This is a genomic window from Paenarthrobacter sp. FR1 (genome assembly GCF_051106045.1).
GTDB classification, from domain to species: Bacteria; Actinomycetota; Actinomycetes; order Actinomycetales; family Micrococcaceae; genus Arthrobacter; species Arthrobacter nitroguajacolicus_A.
The window spans coordinates 410,782-434,494 of record NZ_JBPFSF010000001.1 but is presented as its reverse complement, the minus strand read 5'-3'; the positions used below and the strand labels follow the sequence as shown (position 1 = coordinate 434,494).

At 62.2% G+C, this 23,713-nt stretch carries 21 protein-coding genes; 16 read left to right on the top strand and 5 right to left on the bottom strand.

Annotated elements, in window-relative coordinates:
* Window positions 1–3 precede the first annotated feature (3 nt).
* Complete coding sequence (locus tag ACR30Z_RS01985; protein WP_434371078.1) at window positions 4–1,035, bottom strand: pirin family protein; 1,032 nt, start codon at window positions 1,033–1,035, stop codon at window positions 4–6.
* A 50-nt stretch (window positions 1,036–1,085) separates the two neighbouring features.
* Here ACR30Z_RS01985 and ACR30Z_RS01980 point away from each other — a divergent pair, with 50 nt between their 5' ends.
* From ACR30Z_RS01980 to ACR30Z_RS01940, 9 genes are all read left to right on the top strand, one after another.
* Window positions 1,086–2,882 carry a glycoside hydrolase family 35 protein gene (locus ACR30Z_RS01980; protein WP_434371077.1) on the top strand — a complete coding sequence of 599 codons (1,797 nt, stop codon included), beginning with the start codon at window positions 1,086–1,088 and terminating at the stop codon, window positions 2,880–2,882.
* A gap of 30 nt (window positions 2,883–2,912) precedes the next feature.
* On the top strand, window positions 2,913–3,365 hold the full coding sequence (locus ACR30Z_RS01975) for an NUDIX hydrolase (protein ID WP_144648505.1): 453 nt from the start codon (window positions 2,913–2,915) through the stop codon (window positions 3,363–3,365).
* A 217-nt stretch (window positions 3,366–3,582) separates the two neighbouring features.
* Entirely contained in the window at window positions 3,583–4,752 is a 1,170-nt protein-coding gene (gene rsgA / locus ACR30Z_RS01970; RefSeq protein WP_144648504.1) for a ribosome small subunit-dependent GTPase A, read from the top strand.
* Window positions 4,753–4,906: 154 nt separating this feature from the next.
* Entirely contained in the window at window positions 4,907–6,001 is a 1,095-nt protein-coding gene (locus ACR30Z_RS01965; protein ID WP_434371076.1) for an ABC transporter ATP-binding protein, read from the top strand.
* Window positions 6,001–6,741, top strand: coding sequence for an ABC transporter permease (locus tag ACR30Z_RS01960; RefSeq protein ID WP_144648502.1), 741 nt, complete (start codon window positions 6,001–6,003; stop codon window positions 6,739–6,741). Before ACR30Z_RS01965 ends, ACR30Z_RS01960 begins: the two co-directional genes overlap by 1 nt.
* Window positions 6,738–7,481 carry an ABC transporter permease gene (locus ACR30Z_RS01955; protein WP_434371075.1) on the top strand — a complete coding sequence of 248 codons (744 nt, stop codon included), beginning with the start codon at window positions 6,738–6,740 and terminating at the stop codon, window positions 7,479–7,481. The genes ACR30Z_RS01960 and ACR30Z_RS01955 overlap by 4 nt, the downstream gene beginning before the upstream one ends.
* Window positions 7,478–8,437, top strand: a complete 960-nt coding sequence (locus ACR30Z_RS01950; protein WP_434371074.1) for an ABC transporter substrate-binding protein — start codon at window positions 7,478–7,480, stop codon at window positions 8,435–8,437. The genes ACR30Z_RS01955 and ACR30Z_RS01950 overlap by 4 nt, the downstream gene beginning before the upstream one ends.
* A gap of 120 nt (window positions 8,438–8,557) precedes the next feature.
* Window positions 8,558–9,778 carry a pyridoxal phosphate-dependent aminotransferase gene (locus tag ACR30Z_RS01945; protein WP_434371073.1) on the top strand — a complete coding sequence of 407 codons (1,221 nt, stop codon included), beginning with the start codon at window positions 8,558–8,560 and terminating at the stop codon, window positions 9,776–9,778.
* A 54-nt stretch (window positions 9,779–9,832) separates the two neighbouring features.
* Entirely contained in the window at window positions 9,833–10,687 is an 855-nt protein-coding gene (locus tag ACR30Z_RS01940) for a polyphosphate kinase 2 family protein (RefSeq protein ID WP_434371072.1), read from the top strand.
* 21 nt (window positions 10,688–10,708) lie between these two features.
* Here ACR30Z_RS01940 and ACR30Z_RS01935 read toward each other — a convergent pair whose 3' ends face one another.
* Window positions 10,709–10,966 (bottom strand): exodeoxyribonuclease VII small subunit, encoded by a 258-nt coding sequence (locus ACR30Z_RS01935; protein ID WP_144648497.1) that lies wholly within the window; start codon window positions 10,964–10,966, stop codon window positions 10,709–10,711.
* Between the two features lie 53 nt (window positions 10,967–11,019).
* Window positions 11,020–12,297 (bottom strand): exodeoxyribonuclease VII large subunit, encoded by a 1,278-nt coding sequence (gene xseA, locus ACR30Z_RS01930; protein ID WP_434371071.1) that lies wholly within the window; start codon window positions 12,295–12,297, stop codon window positions 11,020–11,022.
* Between the two features lie 182 nt (window positions 12,298–12,479).
* Between xseA and ACR30Z_RS01925 the strand changes: the two genes are divergently transcribed.
* Together ACR30Z_RS01925 and ACR30Z_RS01920 are read left to right on the top strand one after the other, a co-directional pair.
* Window positions 12,480–13,343: a hypothetical protein gene (locus ACR30Z_RS01925; RefSeq protein ID WP_434371070.1), complete on the top strand. Its 864-nt coding sequence runs from the start codon at window positions 12,480–12,482 to the stop codon at window positions 13,341–13,343.
* Between the two features lie 24 nt (window positions 13,344–13,367).
* Window positions 13,368–14,453 carry a 4-hydroxy-3-methylbut-2-enyl diphosphate reductase gene (locus ACR30Z_RS01920; RefSeq protein ID WP_144648494.1) on the top strand — a complete coding sequence of 362 codons (1,086 nt, stop codon included), beginning with the start codon at window positions 13,368–13,370 and terminating at the stop codon, window positions 14,451–14,453.
* Window positions 14,454–14,532: 79 nt separating this feature from the next.
* On the opposite strand, the gene ACR30Z_RS01915 is transcribed toward ACR30Z_RS01920, so the two are convergent.
* On the bottom strand, window positions 14,533–15,762 hold the full coding sequence (locus ACR30Z_RS01915) for a DNA recombination protein RmuC (RefSeq protein ID WP_434371069.1): 1,230 nt from the start codon (window positions 15,760–15,762) through the stop codon (window positions 14,533–14,535).
* A gap of 113 nt (window positions 15,763–15,875) precedes the next feature.
* On the opposite strand from ACR30Z_RS01915, the gene ychF reads away from it, so the two are divergent.
* From ychF to ACR30Z_RS01890, 5 genes are all read left to right on the top strand, one after another.
* Window positions 15,876–16,961, top strand: a complete 1,086-nt coding sequence (gene ychF / locus ACR30Z_RS01910; protein ID WP_434371068.1) for a redox-regulated ATPase YchF — start codon at window positions 15,876–15,878, stop codon at window positions 16,959–16,961.
* 328 nt (window positions 16,962–17,289) lie between these two features.
* Window positions 17,290–18,972, top strand: coding sequence for a peptide ABC transporter substrate-binding protein (locus tag ACR30Z_RS01905; RefSeq protein WP_434371067.1), 1,683 nt, complete (start codon window positions 17,290–17,292; stop codon window positions 18,970–18,972).
* Between the two features lie 124 nt (window positions 18,973–19,096).
* Window positions 19,097–20,026, top strand: coding sequence for an ABC transporter permease (locus tag ACR30Z_RS01900; RefSeq protein WP_144648490.1), 930 nt, complete (start codon window positions 19,097–19,099; stop codon window positions 20,024–20,026).
* Window positions 20,016–20,960 carry an ABC transporter permease gene (locus ACR30Z_RS01895; protein WP_144648489.1) on the top strand — a complete coding sequence of 315 codons (945 nt, stop codon included), beginning with the start codon at window positions 20,016–20,018 and terminating at the stop codon, window positions 20,958–20,960. Before ACR30Z_RS01900 ends, ACR30Z_RS01895 begins: the two co-directional genes overlap by 11 nt.
* 10 nt (window positions 20,961–20,970) lie before the next feature.
* The gene (locus ACR30Z_RS01890; protein WP_144648488.1) at window positions 20,971–22,680 is read left to right on the top strand and encodes a dipeptide ABC transporter ATP-binding protein; all 1,710 of its coding nucleotides are present in this window, start codon (window positions 20,971–20,973) and stop codon (window positions 22,678–22,680) included.
* Between the two features lie 152 nt (window positions 22,681–22,832).
* Here ACR30Z_RS01890 and ACR30Z_RS01885 read toward each other — a convergent pair whose 3' ends face one another.
* The gene (locus ACR30Z_RS01885; RefSeq protein ID WP_434371066.1) at window positions 22,833–23,696 is read right to left on the bottom strand and encodes an SGNH/GDSL hydrolase family protein; all 864 of its coding nucleotides are present in this window, start codon (window positions 23,694–23,696) and stop codon (window positions 22,833–22,835) included.
* Window positions 23,697–23,713: the final 17 nt, after the last annotated feature.

Genomic DNA, 23,713 nt, shown 5'->3' with positions numbered 1-23,713 from the left:
GAGTCAGCCGCGGGTGCGTGGTCGCAGTTTCACGCCCGGAAGTGGCGGCGCTGGAATGCGGCCGGCTTCAGGGCCAGCGTCGGGCCCATGGCCGGGGACGAACCCGAAGCGTGAGGTGGCGGCAACGTCGTCGTCGAGCAGTCCCTCGGCCTCCCATTCCTCGCGCGCCTGCTCCACTTCTTCGTGGGTCCGCCCCACGAAGTTCCACCACATGAGCAGGTCTTCGCCGAAGGGCTCGCCGCCCAAAAGCATGAAATGCGTGTCGGGTTGCGCTTCCACGGCCAAGCGGGTCCTGCCGGCTCCGAGGTAGGCCAGCGGTCCGGGCTCGATGTCCTGGCCGTCGATGACCACGTGGCCGTCCAACACCAAAACCGCATGCTCAAAATCGGGGCGGAGGGGCAGCTCAAGTGGCCCCGTGCCAGTGATGTCCGCTCCCACAATGGGGCTGAACATCGTGGCAGGGGAGCGTTGTCCGGCGAACTCGCCCACCATGACCGTAGCGGTGAAGCCCTCGCCCACGGCCACCGGCAGGTCCTTCACCTGCTCAAAAGATGGGGCACGATGCCGGTGCTCCTCCGGCAGGGCCACCCACAATTGCAGGCCCCGGGACACGGGGATTTCGTCCACCAGCGGGCTGGTCCCGGCCTCGGTGGCGGCGGGGAGGACTGAGAACTCGGAGTGGGAGATCCCGTGGCCTGCCGTCATGATGTTCAGCTCACCTGGTCGGACGACAACATCGCTGCCAACGCTGTCGCGGTGCCGCACGGCTCCTTCCAGTGGCCAGGTAACGGTCTGCAGGCCGCAGTGGGGATGCGGAAGGACGCTCATGGCCACCCGATCAGGCCCGAAGCTGTCCAGGAAGCACCAGGCGCCCACGGTCGGCAGGCCCCGCTGCGGCAAAGTCCTCATCACGTTCATGGCGCGGACGCCGCCCAAGGGAACCTCGCGCTCGGGCCAAAGCTGTACGCACGGACCTTGGTCTTCCGGCGCCGCGGGGCAGACTTCCTGTGCGGGGGAAGTATCAAGATTGGTCATGCGATCATCACCTGTGCATAAATGTTGGAAATTGAGCTAATCTGTTCCACGTGAACAACGCCCTTCTGAGCTACCACGACGCCGTCCTTTACCGTTCGGGTGAACCGTATCGCATCCTCGCCGGAGCCATCCACTACTTCCGTGTCCACCCGGATCTGTGGCAGGACCGGCTGCGTCGACTCAAGGCGATGGGCGCCAACACCGTGGACACCTATGTTGCTTGGAACTTCCACCAGCCTCGGCAGGATCAGGCTCCGGACTTCACCGGATGGCGGGACCTGGGCCGGTTCATTGACATCGCCGCCGAAGAAGGGCTGGACGTCATTGTCCGTCCCGGCCCGTACATTTGTGCCGAGTGGGACAACGGCGGTTTTCCTGCCTGGTTGACCGGCATCCCGGGCATCGGCCTGCGCTGCCTGGACCCGGTGTTCACCGCTGCCATCGAGGACTGGTTCGATCACCTCCTTCCCATCGTCGCGTCCCGGCAAACGTCCACCGGCGGTCCAGTGGTGGCGGTGCAGATCGAGAACGAATACGGCAGCTACGGCGACGATCACGAATACATCCGCTGGAACCGGCGTGCCCTGGAGGAGCGGGGCATCACGGAGCTGCTTTTCACGGCCGACGGCGGCAACGACTACTTCCTCGACGGCGGCGCCATAGAGGGGACCTGGGCAACGGCAACGCTGGGAAGTCGGGGTGACGAAGCCGTGGCTACCTGGAAGCGACGCCGACCGGACGAGCCGTTCTTCAACGTCGAGTTCTGGGGCGGCTGGTTCGACCACTGGGGCGAACACCACCACCGCCGCGACGCCGAAGATGCCGCCCTCGAAGCGCGCAAGATGCTGGACCTTGGTGGCTCGGTCTGTATCTATATGGCCCACGGCGGGACCAACTTCGGTCTGGGCTCCGGCAGCAACCACGATGGCACCATGCTGCAGCCGACGGTCACCAGCTATGACTCCGACGCGCCCATCGCAGAAAACGGAGCGTTGACACCCAAGTTCCATGCTCTCCGCAAGGAGTTCTTCCGGGCGCAAGGGATTGAAGACATCCCTGAGCTCCCCGTCGAGCTGCTGGCGGACGCTCCGGTGCTTCCCGCGCAGCAATTGGCGTTGTCGGCAGGACCGGACCTGCTTGAGCTGGCGAGGGCCGCCGGGAAGCCTGTCACAAGTGTCAAACCCCTCAGTTTCGAACAGTTGGGTCTAGACGCCGGAATGGTCCTTTACGCGGCCGAAGCCATCCTGCCGGGTGGTGCGGAGAAACCTGCCGAGAGCCGATTGAAGATCACGGGCCTGCACGACCGCGCCTATGTTTGGGTTGACGGTCATTTCATCGGCGTCCTGGACGATGTGTCCGGCGCTGAAGGGCTGAAGGTCACGGGCACTGGTGTTACCGCCAAGCTCGAGATCCTGGTGGAGAACCTGGGTCGCATCAACTACGGACCACTCACCGGCCACGGCAAGGGCATCCTGGGCGGCGTCCTCATCAACCAGCGCTATACCTTCCACTGGACGCAGACTCCTCTGCCGCTCACGGAATGGGTACAGGAGGACCTGGCAGGCCTGGCCGGAGTTGACTTCGAGATTGGCGAACCCGCTGACACCTACATCGCCCTGCCTGACTCCGGCAAGGGCTTCGTCTGGCTCAATGGATTCCTCCTGGGCCGGTACTGGGAGAAAGGCCCGCAAGTAACCCTGTACGCCCCGGCGCCTTTGCTGAAACCAGGCCGCAACACCATCAAGGTGCTGGAACTCGGGAACGCGGGGACCGTCGTCGAGCTTCGCGAGGGCCCGGACCTGGGACCTGAAGAGGCCGGTCCGATCGCTGCGGCCGAACTCCCGTAGGGATCCACCCCAAGGATTTATGCTGGCACCATGAGCCTGCAGTTCGATACCCGCCCAGCCGCCTACGCCGTCATCGTCCAGGAAGGGCGGATCCTGTTGGCCTACTGGAAACAGGACGGTAAGGAGGGCTGGACGCTTCCTGGTGGTGGGTTGGACCTGGCTGAACACCCGGTGGATGGGTGCCGTCGGGAGGTTTTTGAGGAGACCGGCTACGAAGCCCGGATCGATCGCATGCTGGGTATTGACGTGGGCCATTGGCCAGGGGAGATACGGCCGGACGGTTCGGTGAAGGACTTCCAAGCGCTGCGCCTGGTGTACGAAGCCACGGTAGTTGGTGGTGAACTGACCCATGAAGTGGACGGCAGCACCACCCACGCCGCATGGATTCCGTTGGAGGACATTGGGAAGCTCAACCGCGTGTCCCTGGTGGACACGGCGCTGCGCCTGCACAAGGAGCGGCCCGCTGACGGGAAGCTCAACTAGGACAAAGGCCTAGCCAAAGTCGGTAGTGGTTGGCTACGCTGAACATCGTTGCCGGCCTCACAGTTGCCGGCCCGGAATGCCGAGGAGGTGGATTTGATGATTGTCACGATCTTGCGCGCCCTGCACACAGTTGCGGCGCACCCTCATCACCCCACCATTCCTGTCCCGGCATCAGCCTGCCAAAACTAGGCGGCCGGGCCTCAGCAGAGGCTAACCCTTGAACACTTTCGCTTCTTCAAGCAATCCTTCCATTACCTCCACCACGCCATTTCCGGGACCTCGGGAGTACGGCTACACCGAGAAAACCGCGGAGCTTTTCCGCGCCAATCCAGCCCCTGGCGCGCAGGACGACGCCAGTCCGGGCAGGGTTGTCCGTCTCGACAGAAACCGGGTGCTTGTTGCTTCGAGCGACGGCCTGTTGCATCTGCCGTATCCGGCCCACGGGCTCGTTCCAGCCACGGGAGACTGGGTATGGCTCGGCCATAACCTCGCGGGGGAGCCCGCCGTCGTCGACGTCCTTCCGCGCCATTCGGCCCTCAGCCGAAAACGCGCGTTTGAAGCCTCCTCCGAGGAACAAATCCTGGGAAGCAACATCGACATTGTGGCCGTAGTGGTCCCCGTGGACCGGCCCCTCACACATAACCGCCTTGAACGGACCCTCGTGGCCGCTTGGGATTCCGGCGCAACACCGCTGGTGGTCATCACCAAAGCGGACCTGGCGGACTTGGCGGACGACGTAGTGGGCGAGGTCATCCTCCAGGCAGCGGGCGTGGACGTTGTCACCACCTCCGCGGAGCAGGGCGATGGGCTCGACGAGCTCATGCGTCACGTCCCCGACGGGGCCACGCTGGTTCTGTTGGGCCCATCAGGTGCCGGGAAATCAACACTCATCAACGCGCTTGCGGGACATGACGTGCAGCAGACCGGCGCTGTCCGTGCCGGCGACGGCAAGGGCAAACACACCACAACGTCCAGGGAACTGGTTCCTTTGGCCGGAGGCGCTGTGCTCATGGACACCCCGGGTGTCCGCGGGTTCGGGCTCTTCGATGCTGAGGAAGGCATGGACGAGATGTTCGGCGATCTTGACGCGCTTTTCGCCCGGTGCCGTTTTGCCGACTGCGCGCACCAAGCAGAGCCGGGCTGCGCGGTGCAGGAGGCGCTCGCGGACGAAAGCCTCGATCCCCGCCGCTGGTCCAGCTACCTGAAACTGCAACGCGAGCTGGCGGCCCTGGCCAGGAAGCACGACGCAGCAGCGCGGCGTGCCTACCAACGTGAATGGCACCAGAAGGTGGTTTCGGCTGAAAGGGGCCAGCGTGCAGCGGAACGGTACAGGCATGATCAGGCCGAAGAGAGGGCGGGTAAGGGTGGGAAGCGTCGGAAACGCTGAACATTGCCGATTCATTACGGAATACGTGGCTTCGCTGACATCGTCGGTGGTGCTGGCTACGCTGGGTGAAGATTGCTTTGCAGCCAAGTAATAAGAGTGCATATGATCATGTGGCTCTACCGATATTCTCGACCACAGATAGGTAAGCCCGGGTATGGCCGAAGCCATGATTGAGTTCCAGAGCGTAACCAAGCAATACCAGGGCGGGCAACCGGCGGTGGACGCCCTCAGCATGTCCATCGACAAGGGCTCCATCACTGTGTTCGTCGGCCCGTCGGGCTGCGGTAAGACAACGTCGTTGCGCATGATCAACCGCATGGTGGAGCCCACCAGCGGAACCATCACCGTTGCAGGCGAGGACGTCTCACAGGTTCCCGCGGCACAGCTCCGGCGTTCCATGGGCTACGTGATGCAGTCATCGGGCCTTCTGCCGCACCGGTCGGTACTGGATAACATCGCCACCGTCCCACGACTCAACGGTGTTTCCAAGGCGGCGGCGCGGAAGCGCGCAGCGGAACTGCTCGACGTCGTCGGGTTGGCTTCCGTTCTCGGCAAGCGGTACCCGTCGCAACTCTCAGGTGGTCAGCAGCAGCGCGTCGGCGTGGCCCGCGCGCTTGCTGCTGATCCACCGGTCCTGCTGATGGACGAGCCTTTCAGCGCAGTGGATCCCGTGGTCCGGGACGAATTGCAGCAGGAACTCCTGCGCCTGCAGCGGGAACTGGCCAAGACCATTGTCTTCGTCACCCATGACATCGACGAAGCCACGGTACTGGGCGACAAGGTGGCAGTCTTCGCCGTCGGGGGAAAGCTGGCACAGTACTCCACCCCGGAAGAAATCCTCCGCGCGCCGGCGAACGACTTTGTTGCCTCCTTCGTGGGGCGCGACCGCGGGTTCCGGCACCTTGCCTTCAACCCCGCGGATGCCGTGACCCTGCACCCGGTGACCATGGTCGGTCCTTCCGACGGCCATGACGCCGGACGCGAATCGGGGGAGTGGGCCCTGGTGGTGGATGAGGATTCACGGCCTCTCGGGTGGTCGTCGCCGCGCGACGGCGCCGGTTTGATTCCCGGAGGTTCGCTCTTCCGCAAGGGAGATACGCTGCGCCGCGCGTTGGACGCGGCGTTGTCGTCGCCGTCGGGTCTTGGGGTTGCAGTTGACGACGACGGCCGGGTCGCCGGCGTCCTGAAGGCGCCGGAAGTTCTTGAACTCATCGAAGAAGTCCGGCACCACAGGGAGGACGCCACCTGATGGAGTGGTTCCTTGACAACAGTGGAATGGTTCTGGGCTTGGCCGGCCAGCACATGGTGCTCGCGATCATCCCCATGATCCTGGGCCTGCTGATTTCCATTCCTTTGGCGCAGCTTGCCCGGCGCAACGGGACGCTCCGGTCGGTGGTGGCCACTGCCACGTCGCTGCTGTACACCATTCCATCCCTGGCGCTGTTCATCATCCTTCCCACCATCCTTGGCACACGGATCCTTGATCCGATCAACGTGATCGTGGCACTGACCATCTACGCCGTCGCCCTGTTGGTCCGTGCTGCCGTGGATGCGTTCGATTCCGTGGACGACGATCTCCGCAACGCCGCCGTTGCCATGGGCTTCAAGCCACTGGCCCGGTTCTTCCAAGTGGACCTCCCGCTGTCCCTGCCGGTGATGTTCGCAGGCCTTCGTGTTGTCTCGGTCAGCAACATTTCCCTGGTCAGCGTTGCAGCGCTGCTGGGAGTGGGAAATCTCGGAGTCCTGTTTACCGACGGCCTCCAGCGCACATTCATCACCGAGGTGGTGGTGGGCATCATCGCCATCCTGGTTCTCGCCTTGCTGATGGACGCAGTGCTCGTAATTCTTGAGCGCCTGTTGACTCCATGGACGCGGGCCACCGGTGGGAAGCCGTCGCGTCCGGATGCGAACGCCCTGCTCACGGAGCCCAAGGCCGGTCCTGCGACGCAGCACGCTGCCCTTCGCCCCGATCCGGGAGCGTCGGCATGAACATCTTCGCCGAAACCATCGCCTGGCTGACGGATCCTGCCCACTGGACCGGAAGCGGCGGAATACCCACGCGCTTGCTGGAGCACTTACAGTACAGCGCCTTGGTACTCCTCATCGCAGCCGCCATCGCAGTGCCCATCGGTCTCTATATCGGGCACACCGGCCGTGGCCGGGTGGTTGCTGTGGCAGTCGCCGGGGCCCTCAGGGCGCTGCCGACGCTCGGCTTGCTGGTCCTGTTCGCCTTGCTTGCCGGGAGTGGCCTGATGCCACCTGTGTGGGCGCTGGTGATCCTGACGGTGCCGCCCCTCCTTGCCGGCACCTACGCCGGAATCTCGAGCGTCGATGCCACCGTGGTGGATGCTGCCCGGGCCATGGGCATGACGGAATTGCAGATCCTCTTCCGGGTGGAACTGCCCAACGGCCTTCAAGTCATGTTTGGTGGCATCCGCACTGCGGTGCTGCAGGTCATCGCGACTGTCTCAGTGGTTGCCTACCTGCCTCTCGGCGGGCTTGGCCGCTACCTGTTCGACGGCCTCGTCCTGCAGGATTTCCCCAGGATGCTCGGAGGTTCCCTGCTTATCGCCGCACTGGCCATCGCAGTGGACCTGATCCTTGCCGGAGTGCAGAGGCTTGTTATCTCACCCGGCCTGACCCTCGATTCAAGCGGCCGCCAGAAGGCAGCCGACGATCTCACAGCCACAGCTCCCGCCGGGGCTGCCGTTCAAGGAGGTACACCATGAAGAACCCCGTCCCCATGACCCTTACACGCCGTGGTCTCGGCGGCCTCGCAGCAGGACTCGGTGTGGCCCTCGCGCTGAGCGCGTGCGGTGGCAGCCCCTTGGCCACGCCTTCGACGTCGGCCCCCAGCGGTTCCGCAGCTGCTGGAGGTTCGCTGGTGGTTGGCTCAGCCGACTTCCCGGAGAGCCAGGTCATCGCCGAGATCTATGTTGGTGCCCTCAACGCCGCAGGGCTCACTGCTTCGTCCAAACCGAACATCGGTTCGCGTGAGATCTACTTCAAGGCTGTTCAGGACGGATCCATCGACCTCGTGCCGGACTACTCCGGCAACCTGCTCTCCTACGTAGACACTGCAGCCACCGAAGTCTCGGCCGAGGATGTCTACAAGGCCCTCCCGGGCAAGCTTCCGGAGGGCCTCGCCGTTCTGGAGCCGGCTAAGGCTGAGTCCAAGGACGCCATGGTGGTCACCAAAGCCACGGCGGAGAAGTACCAGTTGAAGTCCATCGAGGACCTCGCCAAGGTATGCAAGGACTTCACCATGGCGGCACCGGCCACCTTCGAGACCCGCGCCTACGGCTTCCCGGGGCTGAAAGCCAACTATGGCTGCGAGCTCAAGGGCCTGCAGCCCTTCAACGACGGCGGCGGCAACCTGACGCTCCAGGCACTTCTTGAGGACAAGGTGCAGGTGGCGGACATCTACACCACCACGCCCTCCATCGCGGACAACGACCTCGTGGTCCTGGAAGACCCGAAGAACAACTTCAAGGCGCAGCAGGTCCTGCCGCTGGTCAAGGAGGCCAAGGTGACGGACAAGGCCAAGGAAGCGCTGAACAACGTCTCCAAGATCCTCACCACGGACGACCTCATCAACTTGAACCGGGCAGTCAGCGGCGACCAGAAGCAGAGCCCCAAGGATGCCGCGGCCGCTTGGCTGAAGGACAAAGGCATCGTCAAGTAACACCTGAAGAAAACCGCGTTCGACGGCGGTGACGGACCCGCGCGGGACCGTCACCGCCGTCGTCGTTTATGTGAGTTAAGTCTCAGCTGAACTACATCACCCTTGTGGCATATTTGAGGGATGGCGAATTTCAAGCAGTCCACCAAGCTTCATAATGTCCTTTACGACATCCGTGGACCGATTCTTCAGGCCGCCCAGCAGATGGAGGCGGAGGGTCATCGGATCCTCAAACTGAATATCGGAAACCCGGCCCCTTTCGGTTTCGAAGCGCCTGACGCCATTTTGGTGGACATGATCCGCCACCTGCCAAACGCCCAAGGTTACAGCGATTCCCGTGGCATTTTCTCCGCTCGGACCGCGGTCTCGCAGTACTATCAGACGCGCGGCATCCAGAACATCCACGTCGATGACATCTACTTGGGCAACGGGGTCAGCGAGCTCATCACCATGTCCCTTATGGCACTCCTCGACGACGGCGACGAGGTGCTGATTCCCACCCCGGACTACCCCCTCTGGACTGCCTCGGTGGCTCTGGCCGGCGGCCGTCCCGTGCACTACCTCTGTGACGAGGACTCCGGATGGCAGCCCGATCTTGAGGACATGGAATCCAAGATCACGCCGCGGACCAAGGGCATTGTGGTGATCAATCCCAACAATCCCACCGGTGCTGTCTATCCGGAAGAGACCCTCAAGAAAATCGTTGCCCTCGCCGAGAAGCATGGCCTGGTTCTCTTTGCGGATGAGATCTACGAGAAGATCCTTTACGAAGACGCTGTCCACATCAACCTCGCGGGCCTGACCGGCGATGACGTCCTGTGCCTGACGTTCAGCGGGTTGTCCAAGGCCTACCGTGTCTGCGGCTATCGTGCCGGCTGGATGGCTATCTCCGGACCCAAGAAGGATGCGGCCGACTATCTCGAGGGCATCAACCTGCTGGCCAACATGCGTTTGTGTGCCAACGTCCCCGCACAGCACGCCATCCAAACGGCACTCGGTGGCTACCAGAGCATCAATGACCTCATCCTCCCCGGAGGAAGGCTCCTGGAGCAGCGCAACAAGGCCTACGACCTCCTGAACGCCATCCCCGGCGTCAGCACCCAGCAGGCCAGGGGCGCTCTCTACTTGTTCCCGAAGCTGGACCCCGAGGTCTATCACATCAGGGATGACGAGAAGTTCGTCCTGGACCTGTTGAAGGAACAGAAGATCCTGGTCTCCCATGGTCGTGCATTCAACTGGGTGCGTCCGGACCACTTCCGCATGGTGACCTTGCCCAATGTGAAGGACATTGAAGAGGCAATTGGCCGCATGGCGGACTTCCTGTCGAGGTACCCGGGCAACTAGCCTGAGGTCCATGGCTGCGCCACGAGGGCGCGGCCCGGCAGAAAGGCACGCCCCATGGCTGTTGCAGTTGAGTTCGCCTCGAGTCCCGCCGAAGTCCTGAGGGTTGGCCCAGGCTTCTCGCTGGCAAGCGTCGATCCAAAGTCAACGCCAGGATATGCCGGTGCCAAAGCTGACGGGCGCGCCCTGCTCGAGGCCCAGGATGCCCGGCTCGCGGAACTGCAAGAGAAGCTTTTTGCCGAGGGCAAGTTCGGCAGCGGTAAGCGGCTGCTGCTGATTCTGCAGGCGATGGACACTGCGGGGAAGGGCGGCATCGTCAGCCACGTGGTGGGCGCAATGGACCCGCAAGGCGTTCAGCTGACTGCCTTCAAGGCCCCCACGGACGAGGAAAAGTCGCATGACTTCCTGTGGCGGATCGAGAAACAAACGCCGGCGGCCGGAATGGTGGGGGTCTTTGACCGGTCACACTATGAGGACGTCTTGATCCATCGTGTCCATGCGTGGGCCGACGGCAAGGAGTTGGAGCGGCGGTATGCCGCGATCAATGACTTCGAGGCACGCCTCGCCGAGCAGGGCACCACCATCGTCAAGGTCATGCTCAACATCAGCAAGGACGAACAGAAAAAGCGTCTCATTGCAAGGCTGGACGATCCCAGCAAACACTGGAAGTACAGCCGCGGAGACCTGGCAGAGCGTGCCTACTGGGATGACTACATGGACGCCTACAGCACAGCCTTTGAGAAGACCTCAACGGACATCGCTCCATGGCACGTAGTACCGGCCAACAAGAAATGGTACGCACGCATCGCTGTTCAGCAGTTGCTGTTGGACGCCTTGAAAGGATTGAAGTTGGACTGGCCCAAAGCCGACTTCGACGTCGCCGCCGAACGGGCGCTCGTAGTGAATTCCTAGGCCGTCCCTTTCCTGCGTCAGCTAGTCGGTGCCGGCGGCAGCCCCGGCGTCGTTGCTGGCATCCCGGGCGGTTGCCAGGCGTTTGCGGGCGCCCTCAAGCCAGTCCTCGCATCGTTTGGCAAGTGCTTCGCCCCGCTCCCACAGAGCCAAAGATTCTTCGAGGCTGGCTCCGCCGGCCTCCAATCGGCTGACGACGGCCACTAGCTGTTCACGGGCTTCCTCGTAGCTCAAAGCGTCCAAGGAGTCCGTTGAAGGGGCCGCTGAATTGTTCTCGGTCATGATGTCCTTTGATGTGGTGGTAACGGCGGTGCCCGCGAATATGCCCGCGAATATCAGTGCTCCACGAGTTGGCCTTGGCCTGTGGATACAGCCCTGAAGCGGCCCTCGGCTACGCGGATGGCTAGCGCGGTCCCGTCCGGAGCTTCCTCGGGGCTGCTGATCACGTGATACCCTGCCTGGTCCTCGCCGATGAGTTGCACTACGGCATAACCTCGGTCAAGTGTCTTCTGCGGTGACAGTGCCCTGACCTGGGCCCGCAAGTGATGCACCTGGTCCAGGGCGCGGACAACAGCGGTGCTTACTGCCGAATGGGAGCGCCGTTGTAGGCGGTGGATATCATCCGAACGGGCGTCCACCATCGAATCGGGAGCGGCCAGCACTGGCCGCGACCTCAGCGCATGGAGCCGATCCGTCTCACGATCCACCATTCGTCCGATGCTTCGTCGAAGATGGTCCCGCGCTTGGCGGACCATGGCCAATTCCTCGGCGACGTCGGGCACTATCCGTTTGGCAGCATCAGTGGGGGTGGACGCACGGAGGTCAGCCACATCATCCAGGATAGGTCGATCCGCTTCATGGCCGATCGCACTGACAATGGGGGTGGTGGCGGCCGACACGGCGCGAATGAGGTCTTCGTTGCTGAACGGGAGGAGGTCTTCCAAAGCGCCGCCGCCTCGGGCGAGGACAATGACGTCAACGTGCGGATCGGCGTCGAGTTTTTTCAACGCGGCGATGATTTGGGAGACCGCTGTGTTGCCTTGGACGGCGACTTCGCGGACGTCGAACTCAACTGCGGGCCAACGCAGGGCAGCGTTGCGCAGGACGTCTTTCTTGGCGTCGGAGTCCCGGCCCGTAATGAGGCCGATGCGGTGGGGGAGCAGTGGCAGCTTACGTTTTCGGGAATCCGCAAACAGGCCTTCGGCTGCCAATGCCTGGCGCAGCCGTTCGATTCGGGCCAACAGGTCCCCCAAGCCCACCGGACGGATGTCTTTGACCGACATGTTCAGGCGTCCCGTTTTGACCCAGAAGTCAGCCTTGACCAAAGCAACCACGCGGGAACCCCGTTCCAGGGGTATCTTTTGGCGGTCCAGCACGGTGGACCACACCGAAGCCGGCAGGGAGATTTCGGCATCAACATCACGCAGGGTCAGGAAGGCATTGCCGCCCCGGCGGTTCATCTCGATGACCTGGCCCTCGATCCAAGCCGCCGGTGCACGCTCAATGTGCGCCTTGAGCTTGCGGGACAAGAGTTGCAGCGGCCAAGGGTTGTCTGGACTGGTCTCTGCGGCTGTTCCGGGCAGGGTGGACTCCGGCGTTTGTTCAGCGGACATGAGCTGTCCATGCCCTTTCCAATAGCCGTGATGGTGCCTGCATGATCTCTATCCTCGCTAGGTTTGCGGTCATGGGTGCCGGCCGCCTTCCAACTCTATCCATAGCTTGATCTCCGGCCCTGACATTTTTCCTGCCATGTGGACAGACCTAGGATGGTGGCATAGCCCCCGAGCCCCCGAGGATGACATTGCGTACTTTCGTTTCAGCATTGGGAGTGATCCTCGCCTTGCTCCTCACCGCCGTCGCTGTCCCTGCCGCGTGGGTGGATCAGAACATCGTCAAGGAAGAGGGATTTGTTCGCATCGCCGGAGGGCTGGGCAACGATCCCGACTTCCAAAGCCGTCTCGCGGCTGCGGCGGTTGGCACGTTCGAGTCTTCGGTGGACCTTCCGGGACCTATCCAGTCCTTGGCGGCGGACGCGCTGCGGAATGCTGCAACAGGGATGCAGTCGTGGAGCGACTACCCCGCAGCATGGGAGGAAACTGTCCGAAACAGCCACCGGCTGAATTTTGGGGCAGCACCGCAAACGGAAGAAGCGGCGACCACCACGGCCTTGGTTCTTGATATTGGTCCCCTGGTGAGGCTCATACGCGACCACTTCGCTGAGGCTACCCGGATCAGGCTCGATGTTCCTGCAGAAAGCCTGGTGTCCTTGGGGGAGCCCTCCCATCGGCAACTCGTGGAACGCGTCGCTGCTTTCGCCCCGTTGTGGTGGTTGGCAGCAGCCGGGGCTTTGTTGGCATCGCTCCTGGCCCTGGCCGCAGCGCGACGACGCTCGCTGGTGTTGGTGTTCCTCGGATTAGGGGGTTTGGCACTTGCAGCACTTTGGACGGCAGGATCAGATCTCGCCGGCGGAATTGTCGGGAACCTCGCCAGCGCCAACGGCGTGGCTGAGCTGTTCAAGCAGGAATTCCTCACCGCGGCCCGTACTGGTTTTGGACAGTGGACGCTGATCGCTGCAGTGGTGTCAGGCGTTGTCCTTGTGGTGGGCATCATCGGTTCCGTGGTGTCAGGGCGACAAGGGTCACGTTCTGCCCGCAGTTAAAGTCCGGGCCGGTAGCATGGAGGGATGACCAGCACAGCAGTTTCCATTCCTATGCCCACGGTGCCGCGCAGACGGCGATCTCCGGAAGAGGTACAGGCAGCGGCGCCCGTCACGGGTCCCAAGAAGGTTCTGTTGGCAGCTCCCCGCGGTTACTGCGCCGGAGTGGACCGGGCCGTCATCGCCGTGGAAAAGGCCCTGGAGCATTACGGCCCGCCCGTTTACGTCCGCAAGCAGATTGTCCACAACGTGCATGTGGTCAGCTCCTTGGAAGAACAGGGAGCCATTTTTGTCGAGGAGACGGACGAGGTTCCCGAGGGCGCATTGGTAATCTTCTCTGCACACGGCGTCTCCCCGGCTGTCGTCCAGTCCGCAGAAGACCGTGGACTCCGCACCATCGACGCCACCTGCCCGCTGGTGACCAAGGTCCATAAAGAAGCTGTGCGCTTCGCCAAGGAAGACTACGACATCCTGCTCATCGGCCACGAGGGCCACGAGGAAGTCGAAGGAACGGCCGGTGAAGCCCCCGAGCACATCCAGATCATCAATGGTCCCCACGAGGTAGACAAGGTCACAGTCCGCGATCCCGAGAAGACCATTTGGCTTTCGCAGACGACGCTCAGCGTGGATGAAACCATGGAGACCGTCCGCTTGCTCAAGGACCGATTCCCCACGCTGCAGGATCCGCCCAGCGACGACATTTGCTATGCCACCACCAATCGTCAGGTGGCCATCAAGAAGATCGCCCCCCAGGCCGATCTGGTCATCGTGGTGGGTTCAGCCAACTCGTCCAACTCGGTCCGCCTCGTTGAAGTCGCCCTTGAGTATGGCGCCAAGAGCTCCTACCGAGTCGACTTTGCCAATGAAGTGGACGAAGCCTGGTTCGAAGGCGTTGCTACGGTCGGCGTAACGTCAGGTGCTTCCGTTCCTGAGGTACTGGTCCAGGACGTCCTGCGCCTGTTGGCTGATTACGGTTACGGCGAAGTCCAGGAAGTCGTGACCGCAGAGGAAGACTTGCTGTTCTCGCTGCCCAAGGAACTGCGGGCCACGCTGAAGAAAGCCGGCGACGTCACGCGAGCCCTCGGTGGCCGCGGAAACCGAGCCACGTCCTAGCACCACATATGCAGAGCCGGCCCGCAGTGGGAACCTCCTTTCAGGGAGGCGCCACTGCGGGCCGGTCTCTTTAACTACGCTAGGCCGCCGACTCCTGACTTTCTTCGGAGAGTAGCTCCGGCGCCGCCAGCGCGCGTGGGACGGCTTCCACGGACATGGGCGCGGTCAGACCAGCATCGTCCATGGTGTTGAGCTTGCGCGCCGTGGGCAGGACACGGGCCTCGAGCGTGCCTACCATGGCGTTGTAACGGTCCACGGATGTCTTCAGCGAACTTCCCAGCTTGCTCACGTTCTCGCCCAGCGTGCCCATCCGTTCGTAGAGCTGCTTGGCGAGCTCGAACAGCTCATGGGCGCTGTCCGTCAACACATCCTGCCGCCATGTGAAGGCCACCGACTTGAGGACCGCGAGGAGTGTGCCAGGAGAGGCCAGGACAACGTTCCTGGAGAGGGCGTGTTCCAACAATCCCGGATCGGCTTCCAGAGCCGACGCCAGGATGGACTCGGCCGGGAGGAAGCAGATCACCAGTTCGGGGGAGTTCCCGGGAATGTCCCAGTACTTCTTTGCTGCCAGGGCATCTATATGGGCCTTGAGTGCTTTTGCATGCTGCGCCAGAAGCGTCTTGGAGTCGCGGTTGGAGCCTTGGGTTACTGATTCACCGAAGGCACCATCACCATGCAGTTGTTCCTGCGCCGAGAGGTACGAGGCCAAGGGGACCTTCGCATCCACCACCAATTGCTTGCCGCCGGGCAGCTGGACCACAAGGTCCGGCCGCAAGGTGTTCTCGCTGCGGCCGGAATGGACCTGCTCATGGAAATCGACGTGCCGCAGCATCCCCGAGGCTTCCACGACCCTGCGAAGCTGGACTTCGCCCCACTGGCCACGTGCACTGTTGGAGCGAAGGGCAGAGGCCAATGCGTGTGTTGAACGCAGGAGTTGTTCGTCCGACAGGCGGGCGTCCTGCAGTTGTTGGGCAAGCTGTCCGTATTGCTCCACCCTGTCGCGTTCCAGGAGCGAAACCTGTTGCTGTACCGCTGTCAGCTTCTCAGCCACTGGGCCAAGGGCGCGCAGAACACTGCCATCCGAGTTCCTTGCTGCGCTCAACTCCCGGTTCTGTGTCATCAAGAGCCGGCGTTCGGCGTCGGCGGCTGCGAGCTGCGCCGTCACTTCCGACAGCCGCGACGAAACGGCGTCGAAATCCTCTTCCAAGCCGGCGCCCCGGCGTCGAAAGACGACGTAGCCTGCTGCGAGACCCACGAAGGCGCCTATCAGCAGCATGAGCAGGGCCAAGACCAATCCAAATCCATCCATGTGGCAACCCTGTCACAGGGGTGCGACAGTTTTAGCGAGGTTGCTGCCGTGGTCGTCGCCACAGCACGAGCCAACAAGCATGGACAAGGGTCCAGCGGGTAGAATCAATGCTCGTGGCTCTTACTATTGGCATCGTCGGACTGCCCAACGTCGGCAAATCAACCCTTTTCAACGCACTGACCCGCAACCAGGTGCTCGCTGCGAACTATCCGTTCGCAACTATCGAACCGAACGTCGGCGTGGTCAACCTGCCGGATCCACGTTTGGCGAAGCTGGCCGAGATCTTCGGTTCGCAGAAGTTGCTGCCCGCGCCGGTGTCCTTCGTGGATATCGCCGGCATCGTGAAGGGCGCGTCCGAGGGCGAAGGACTTGGCAACAAGTTCCTCGCCAATATCCGCGAGGCCGAGGCCATCGCCCAGGTTGTCCGCGTGTTCGATGACCCCGATGTTATTCACGTGGACGGCAAGGTTGATCCGCGCTCCGACATGGAGACCATCAACACTGAGCTGATCCTGGCTGACCTCCAGACCATCGAAAACGCCATCCCGCGCATCGAAAAAGAAGTCAAGATCAAGAAGCGCGAAGCAGCCGAACTGGCCGCCATCAAGGCAGCCCAGGCAGTTCTGGAACGCGGCGACACCATCTTCTCTTCGATCAAGAGCGACAAGCTGGAGATGGGGCATCTCAAGGAGCTTGGCCTCCTGACCGCCAAGCCGTTCATCTACGTGTTCAACGCCGATGAAGGCATCCTTGGCGATCCGGCAAAGCAGGACGAACTGCGTGCACTGGTTGCCCCGGCAGACGCCGTGTTCCTTGACGCCAAGCTCGAAGCCGACCTCGTTGAACTGGAGGAGGAAGAAGCCCGCGAGATGCTGGAAATGAACGGGCAGAGCGAATCCGGCCTGGACCAGTTGGCCCGGGTTGGGTTCCACACCCTCGGCTTGCAGACTTACCTCACGGCCGGTCCCAAGGAAACCCGTGCGTGGACCATCCGCCAGGGTGACACTGCGCCGCAGGCAGCCGGTGTGATCCACTCCGATTTCCAGCGCGGCTTCATCAAAGCCGAAGTTGTCTCCTTCGACGACCTCATCGATGCCGGTTCCATGGCCGAGGCAAAGTCCCGTGGCAAGGTTCGCATCGAAGGCAAAGAGTACGTGATGGCCGACGGCGACGTGGTGGAGTTCCGCTTCAACGTCTAGGCAGCTGGTCTAGGCAAATGCCGCTTACCGCTTTTTAGAAGGACCCTGGTTCAACAGAGCCGGGGTCCTTTTTTACCCCAAAACCGTCCTGTCCTGCTGTCAGACAGCGAATATTACCACCGGGTAGCGTTTGACTTGAAATTCCTTGCAAATTAGGCATCCAGAGGTTGCGGAACGGTTACAGTTTGGCCAGCAAGTCCCAACATCCGGACGCAATGTGGGTAGGCTTACACACACATGTAGGCAACGTCACAGTAGGAAACTGTGCCTGTGCCTGGGGGCAATCACGAATTTCCCCTGCTCAACTCCACGACTCATAGGAGGCGGAATGCGTTTCTCGCGCACTTCCAAAGCTCTAGGCGTAGCGGCGATCATCGCCCTCGCAGTAACCGGTTGCGGCGGCGGTGGCGGCAGCAACACGAACAGCTCTGCCGCGACTGACCCGAACAAGGTCATTTCCGCATACAGCAACGAACCGCAGAACCCGCTGCTGCCGGCCAACACCAACGAGGTGTACGGTGGCCGCGTCGTCGAGCTGCTCTTCGAAGGCCTTCGCGCCTACGACTCGGACGGCAAGCCCGTCAACGCGCTGGCGGAGTCGATCGAAACCACCGATTCGCAGAACTGGACCATCAAGGTCAAGTCCGGCTCCAAGTTCACCAACGGCGAGCCCGTCACGGCCAAGACCTTCGTGGACTCCTGGAACTTCGCCGCACTGAGCACCAACCTCCAGAACAACGGCTTCTTCTTCGAATCCATCGAAGGCTACGCCGATGTCAGCGCAGTCACCGAGACCACTTCCGCCGACGGCAAGAAGACCTCGACGCCGGCACCCACCGCACAGACGATGTCCGGCCTGGCTGCCACTGACGACCAGACCATTACGGTCAAGCTGACCCAGCCCGAAGCTGACTGGTCCCTGCGCCTCGGCTACTCCGCCTTCTACCCGCTTCCCTCGGAGGCGCTGAAGGATTCCAAGAAGTTTGGCGAGAACCCGATCGGCAACGGCCCGTACAAGTTCGAGAAGGAAGGCGCCTGGGTACACGACCAGTCCATTTCCCTCGTAAAGAACCCTGACTACACGGGTCCCCGCGCTGCCAAGAACGGTGGCGTGACGTTCAAGTTCTACACCGATCCGGGCCCCGCATACACGGATCTCCAGGCTGACAACCTCGACATCACCGACGTCGTGCCGTCCAACGCCCTGAAGACCTACACCACGGACTTCCCGGACCGTAACTCCACGCGCCCGAACGCCAACAACTCCACCTTGAACATCCCGAACTACAACCCGAACTTCCAGGGTGAAGCCGGTCTTCTGCGTCGCCAGGCGCTGTCCCACGCCATCAACCGCGAGGAGATCACCAAGGTGATCTTCAACGGCACGCGTACCCCGGCCACCGAGTTCACGGCCCCCGTGCTCGACGGCTACAACGACGCCATCCCCGGCAGCGACGTCCTGAAGTTCGATGCCGCCAAGGCCAAGGATCTCTGGGCCCAGGCCGAGAAGATCAAGCCGTACGACGGTTCCAAGCCGCTCCTGATCGCCTCCAACACTGACGGTGGCAACAAGGAATGGATCGACGCTGTAGCCAACGGTTTCAAGAACAACCTCGGCATCGAGGCTGAAATCCAGCCGTTCGCCAAGTTCGCTGAAGTTCTGGACCTGCGCAAGTCGCAGTCCCTCCCGGGCCTGACCCGCGCCGGCTGGCAGGGTGACTACCCGTCGCTCTACAACTTCCTCGGACCTGTATGGGCAACCAACGCCTCGTCCAACTACGAGAAGTACACGAACCCTGAGTTCGACAAGCTCCTCAAGGAAGGTCTTGCAGCCAAGACTCCGGAAGACGCCAATGCCAAGTTCAACCAGGCACAGGAGATCCTGTTCAAGGACCTCCCCGGCCTGCCGTTGTGGTACCGGGCAACCCCGATCGTTTGGAGCAACAACGTTGTCTCAGCTGAAACCGGCTGGAACGGCGGCATCCGTTACTTCGACATCGAGGCCAAGTAGTCCTCAGGATCTGAACTTGCCGTAAGGCAACGGGGGTCCGGCCAATGCGCCGGGCCCCCCTTGCTTGCTTGGCAGGAAGGCACACATGACACACCAATGCCCGACCACCGGAGAGGGGTGACCCGTGGTTCGCTTTATTTTCCGTAGGCTCCTCCAGGTCATCCCGGTTTTCCTGGGGACCACCCTCCTCGTTTATTACATGGTCTTCGCGCTACCCGGCGATCCGATCGCCGCCCTCTTCGGGGAGCGCCAGCCACCGCAGAGCGTCATCGACGCCCTGCGCGCCCAGTACAACCTGGACCAGCCATTCTGGGTTCAATACGGGCTCTTCATTAAGAACCTCTTCACCTTCAACCTGGGCGTTGACTTCACCCAGCAGCCCATCGCCGACTCTTTGGCCAGGGCTTTCCCCGTCACGGCAATGCTCGCCATCGAGGCCCTGATCATCCAGGCTGTCTTCGGCATCGCCTTCGGTGTCTTCGCCGGCCTCAAGAAGGGCAAGCTGTTCGACTCCACGGTCCTTGTGGTCTCGCTCCTGGTGATCGCTGTTCCGACCTTCGTCCTGGGCTTCGTCTTCCAGCTGGTGTTTGGCGTCCAACTTGGCTGGGCAAAACCCACAGTGGGTGCCAATGCCGACTGGGGCAACCTGATTCTTCCGGCAATTGTGCTGGGACTCGTCTCTTTTGCCTATGTGCTCCGTCTTACCCGCGCCTCCGTCAGTGAGAACATGAACGCCGACTATGTGCGTACGGCAACGGCGAAAGGACTTTCCCGGCCCCGCGTCGTTATTGCGCACATCCTCAGGAACTCGCTGATTCCCGTGGTGACTTACCTGGGCGCCAACCTTGGCGGGCTCATGGGTGGTGCCATCGTCACCGAGGGCATCTTCAACGTCCCCGGAGTGGGAAACAAACTCTTCCAGGCCATCCAGCGAAGCGAAGGCCCAACCATCGTTGCCATTGTGAGCGTCCTGGTCCTGGTCTTTGTCATCACCAACCTCTTGGTTGACCTCCTGTACGCCTGGCTTGACCCGAGGATCCGCTATGACCAGTAATACTGAACACTTCGTAGCTCCCGTCGAGGAGACACCGCTTCTGGCCACTGATGCTGTCAAGACAGATCAGGCGCCCCTGAGCCTCTGGGCCGATGCGTGGCGCAAGCTTCGCCGCCGCCCCCTGTTCATCGTTTCCTCGCTGCTGATCCTGCTGCTTGTGGTCGTTGCACTTTTCCCAGGACTCTTCACCAGTGTGGAGCCCAACAGCGACTGCCAGTTGGCGAACTCCGAGGGCGCGCCCACGGCGGGCCACCCCCTGGGCTTTACGCTGCAAGGCTGCGATGTCTATTCCCGCGTAATCCACGGTACACAGGCCTCCTTGTCCGTCGGCGTCCTGTCCGTACTTGCCGTCGTCATCATCGGTGTCACCCTTGGTGCGTTGGCCGGGTACTACGGCGGCTGGCTGGATTCGGTCCTTGCGCGTCTTGGCGATATCTTCTTCGCCCTGCCGATCATCCTCGGCGCCCTGGTCATCACGCAGCTCCCGTTGTTCCGCGAGAACAGAAGCGTGTGGACTGTGGTCCTGACGATCTCCTTGCTGGCATGGCCCCAAATGGCCCGCATCACCAGAGGCGCCGTCATTGAGGTGCGCAATGCGGACTTCGTCACCGCGGCCCGCTCCTTGGGTGTGTCCAAGTTCGGCGCCCTGGTAAAGCACGCATTGCCGAACGCACTGGCTCCCGTGATTGTGCTGGCCACTTTGGAATTGGGCGTCTTCATTGTCCTTGAAGCCACGCTGTCATTCCTCGGTGTCGGTCTGCCTGGAAGCGTGATGTCGTGGGGTAACGACATTTCCGCAGCCAACGCATCCATCCGCACCAACCCCGGAATCCTGCTCTATCCGGCAGCCGCCCTGTCCATCACCGTCCTGAGCTTCATCATGCTTGGCGACGCCGTCCGCGATGCTCTTGATCCCAAGAGCCGTCAGCGCTAAGGAGGCGACCATGAATTCTGTCAACGTCAGCATTGATGAAGCCACGGCACCAGTACGGCCCATCCTTGAGATCAAGGACCTGGCCATCACTTTCAAGACCGGTTCCGGTGAGGTCAAGGCGGTTAAGAACGCCCATTTGTCCATCATGCCGGGCGAGACGGTCGCCATTGTGGGGGAGTCTGGTTCAGGAAAATCGACGACGGCGCTGGCCGCCATCGGTCTTTTGCCCAACAACGGCCGCGTCTCGGCTGGGCAGATTCTGCTCGACGGCGAGGACATCGCCCATGCGTCGGAAAAGCGCATGATTGAGCTCCGTGGCAGCCATATTGGCATGGTTCCCCAGGATCCCATGTCCAACCTGAACCCGGTGTGGAAGATTGGCTACCAGGTTCGGGAAACCCTGAAGGCCAACGGTCGTCCGGACGGCCCGGAGGACGTTGCCCGCGTCCTCGCGGAAGCTGGTCTTCCTGATGCTGCACGCCGCGCAAAGCAGTACCCGCACGAATTCTCGGGCGGTATGCGCCAGCGGGCGCTCATCGCCATCGGCTTGAGCTGCCAGCCCAAGCTGCTGATCGCAGACGAACCAACGTCTGCTTTGGATGTCACGGTCCAGCGCAGGATTTTGGACCACCTGGATAAAATGACCACGGAACTCGGCACCTCCGTGCTGCTGATCACGCACGACCTCGGCCTTGCGGCCGAACGCGCTGACAAAGTGATCGTCATGTACCAGGGCAACGTGGTCGAGGCCGGTCCTTCCCTGGATCTCCTCCGCAACCCCCAGCACCCCTACACCCGGCGCTTGGTTGAGTCGGCACCTTCCTTGGCATCACGCCGCATTCAGGTGGCCAAGGAACAGGGTGTGGAAGCCGGCGACCTGCTGGCACCCGTGGCCGCTGCGCAGGATCGCGCCCAGGACGAGGTCCTCCAGATCAAGAACCTGCGCAAGATCTACAAGCTGCGTCAGGGGATCGGGCAGTCTGCGGACTTTGCTGCGGTTGACGATGTCAGCTTCAACGTCAAGCGCGGCACCACCACGGCAATTGTGGGGGAGTCCGGCTCTGGTAAGTCCACGGTTGCCAAAATGGTCCTTCAGCTGGAAAAGCCCACTGAGGGCCAGATCGTCTTTGACGGTGTGGACACGGCAGGGCTAAAGGGCAAGGAACTCTTCAAGTTCCGTCGCCGCGTGCAGCCGATCTTCCAAGACCCATATGGCTCCCTGGACCCGATGTACAACATCTTCAGGACCATCGAAGAGCCACTGCGTGTACACAAGATCGGTAACGCGGCCAGCCGCGAGAAGAAGGTACGCGAGCTCCTTGACCAGGTGGCTTTGCCTCAGTCCATGATGCAGAGGTACCCGAACGAACTTTCAGGTGGCCAGCGTCAGCGCATTGCGATTGCCCGTGCTCTGGCTTTGGATCCCGAAGTCATCATTTGCGATGAAGCGGTCTCCGCCCTGGACGTCCTCGTCCAGGCCCAGGTGCTGAACTTGTTGGCTGATCTCCAGGACAACCTGGGGCTGACCTACCTCTTCATCACCCACGACCTCGCAGTAGTTCGCCAGATCGCGGATCACGTTTGCGTGATGGAGAAGGGCAAGCTCGTGGAGACGGGCAGCACGGATGATGTCTTCGACAACCCCCGTGAGGCCTACACCCAGGCCCTCCTGGATGCCATCCCCGGCGGTTCGCTCCTCCTGCCGCCTGCGGTGGCCTGACCGGCGTCGTAGTTTTCCTTCGCCGAGCAGCAACAGAGCCGGTGGTTCCCGCCAAGGGAACCACCGGCTCTTGCCGTTAACGTCGCATTGTGGGGCCTGCTGTGCACGCTAAAGCGCTCGCGAAGCGCGCAGAGCGGGCCTCGCAACGCGCTCTATTGCGCGGGTGCAGATACCGCTGCGGAGGCCGCGGTGTCCGGCCGGGCTGTGAGCCCCAGCGCGGCGAGTTCGCGGGCCAGGATGGAGCCGAGTTTCGTATGCCCCGATGGTTTCATGTGGACGCCATCCTGAAGGTCTGCGACCGCGTCGTAGCGGGTCAGCCAATCGCCGGTGCTCACGAACGGGATCGCGTGTTTGGCTGAGATTCGTCCCAGGAGTGCGTCCACCTCGGTGCGACGGCCGCCACCGTTGTTTGCCCCCCGCGCCAAGGTACCGATCATGGCGATGGTGGCGCCGGGGTAGCGCTTCTTCAATGCCGCCAGCAGTCGATCTGCGTTGCTGGTGATCTGGGCATCGGTAGCCTTCTGGGAGGCATCGTTGCCGCCTCCCTGCACCACGATCATGGGCGGGTCGCCGTAGGGGAGCACCCAGTCACCACGCTGCAATGCGTCGATGTAGTTACCTGTCTTGCCGTTGGCAGCCACGAATCCCGTGCCGCCCATGCCTACAACGTGCAGCTTGTAGCCCAAAGCTGCAACACCCTGCTGTGGCCAGGAGTCTTTGGGCATGGTCTGCGAGTCCCCGATCAGCACAGCCGTGTGCCGGACGTCGGCCAGGACAAGTTCGTTGCGATTGTTTGCCGGGTTCTTGTACAGCGAGCCCACGGGAAGGTTCAGCGCGCTGGGTTCCGCGGCGCTCCTGAGCGGTTTGTCCGCAGCGGCCGTCTGGGCGGGTCCAGGCGCGACTGATCGCGTGGGGGCAGCTTGGGGGTTTGCTTGGTTTGGTCCGCAGCCCACCAGGAGAACGCCGACGGCGATCAATGGTGCGAGCGTGCGGAACGCGGCCGAGGCTTTGCGCATCGTTGGTCTCCGTGTGG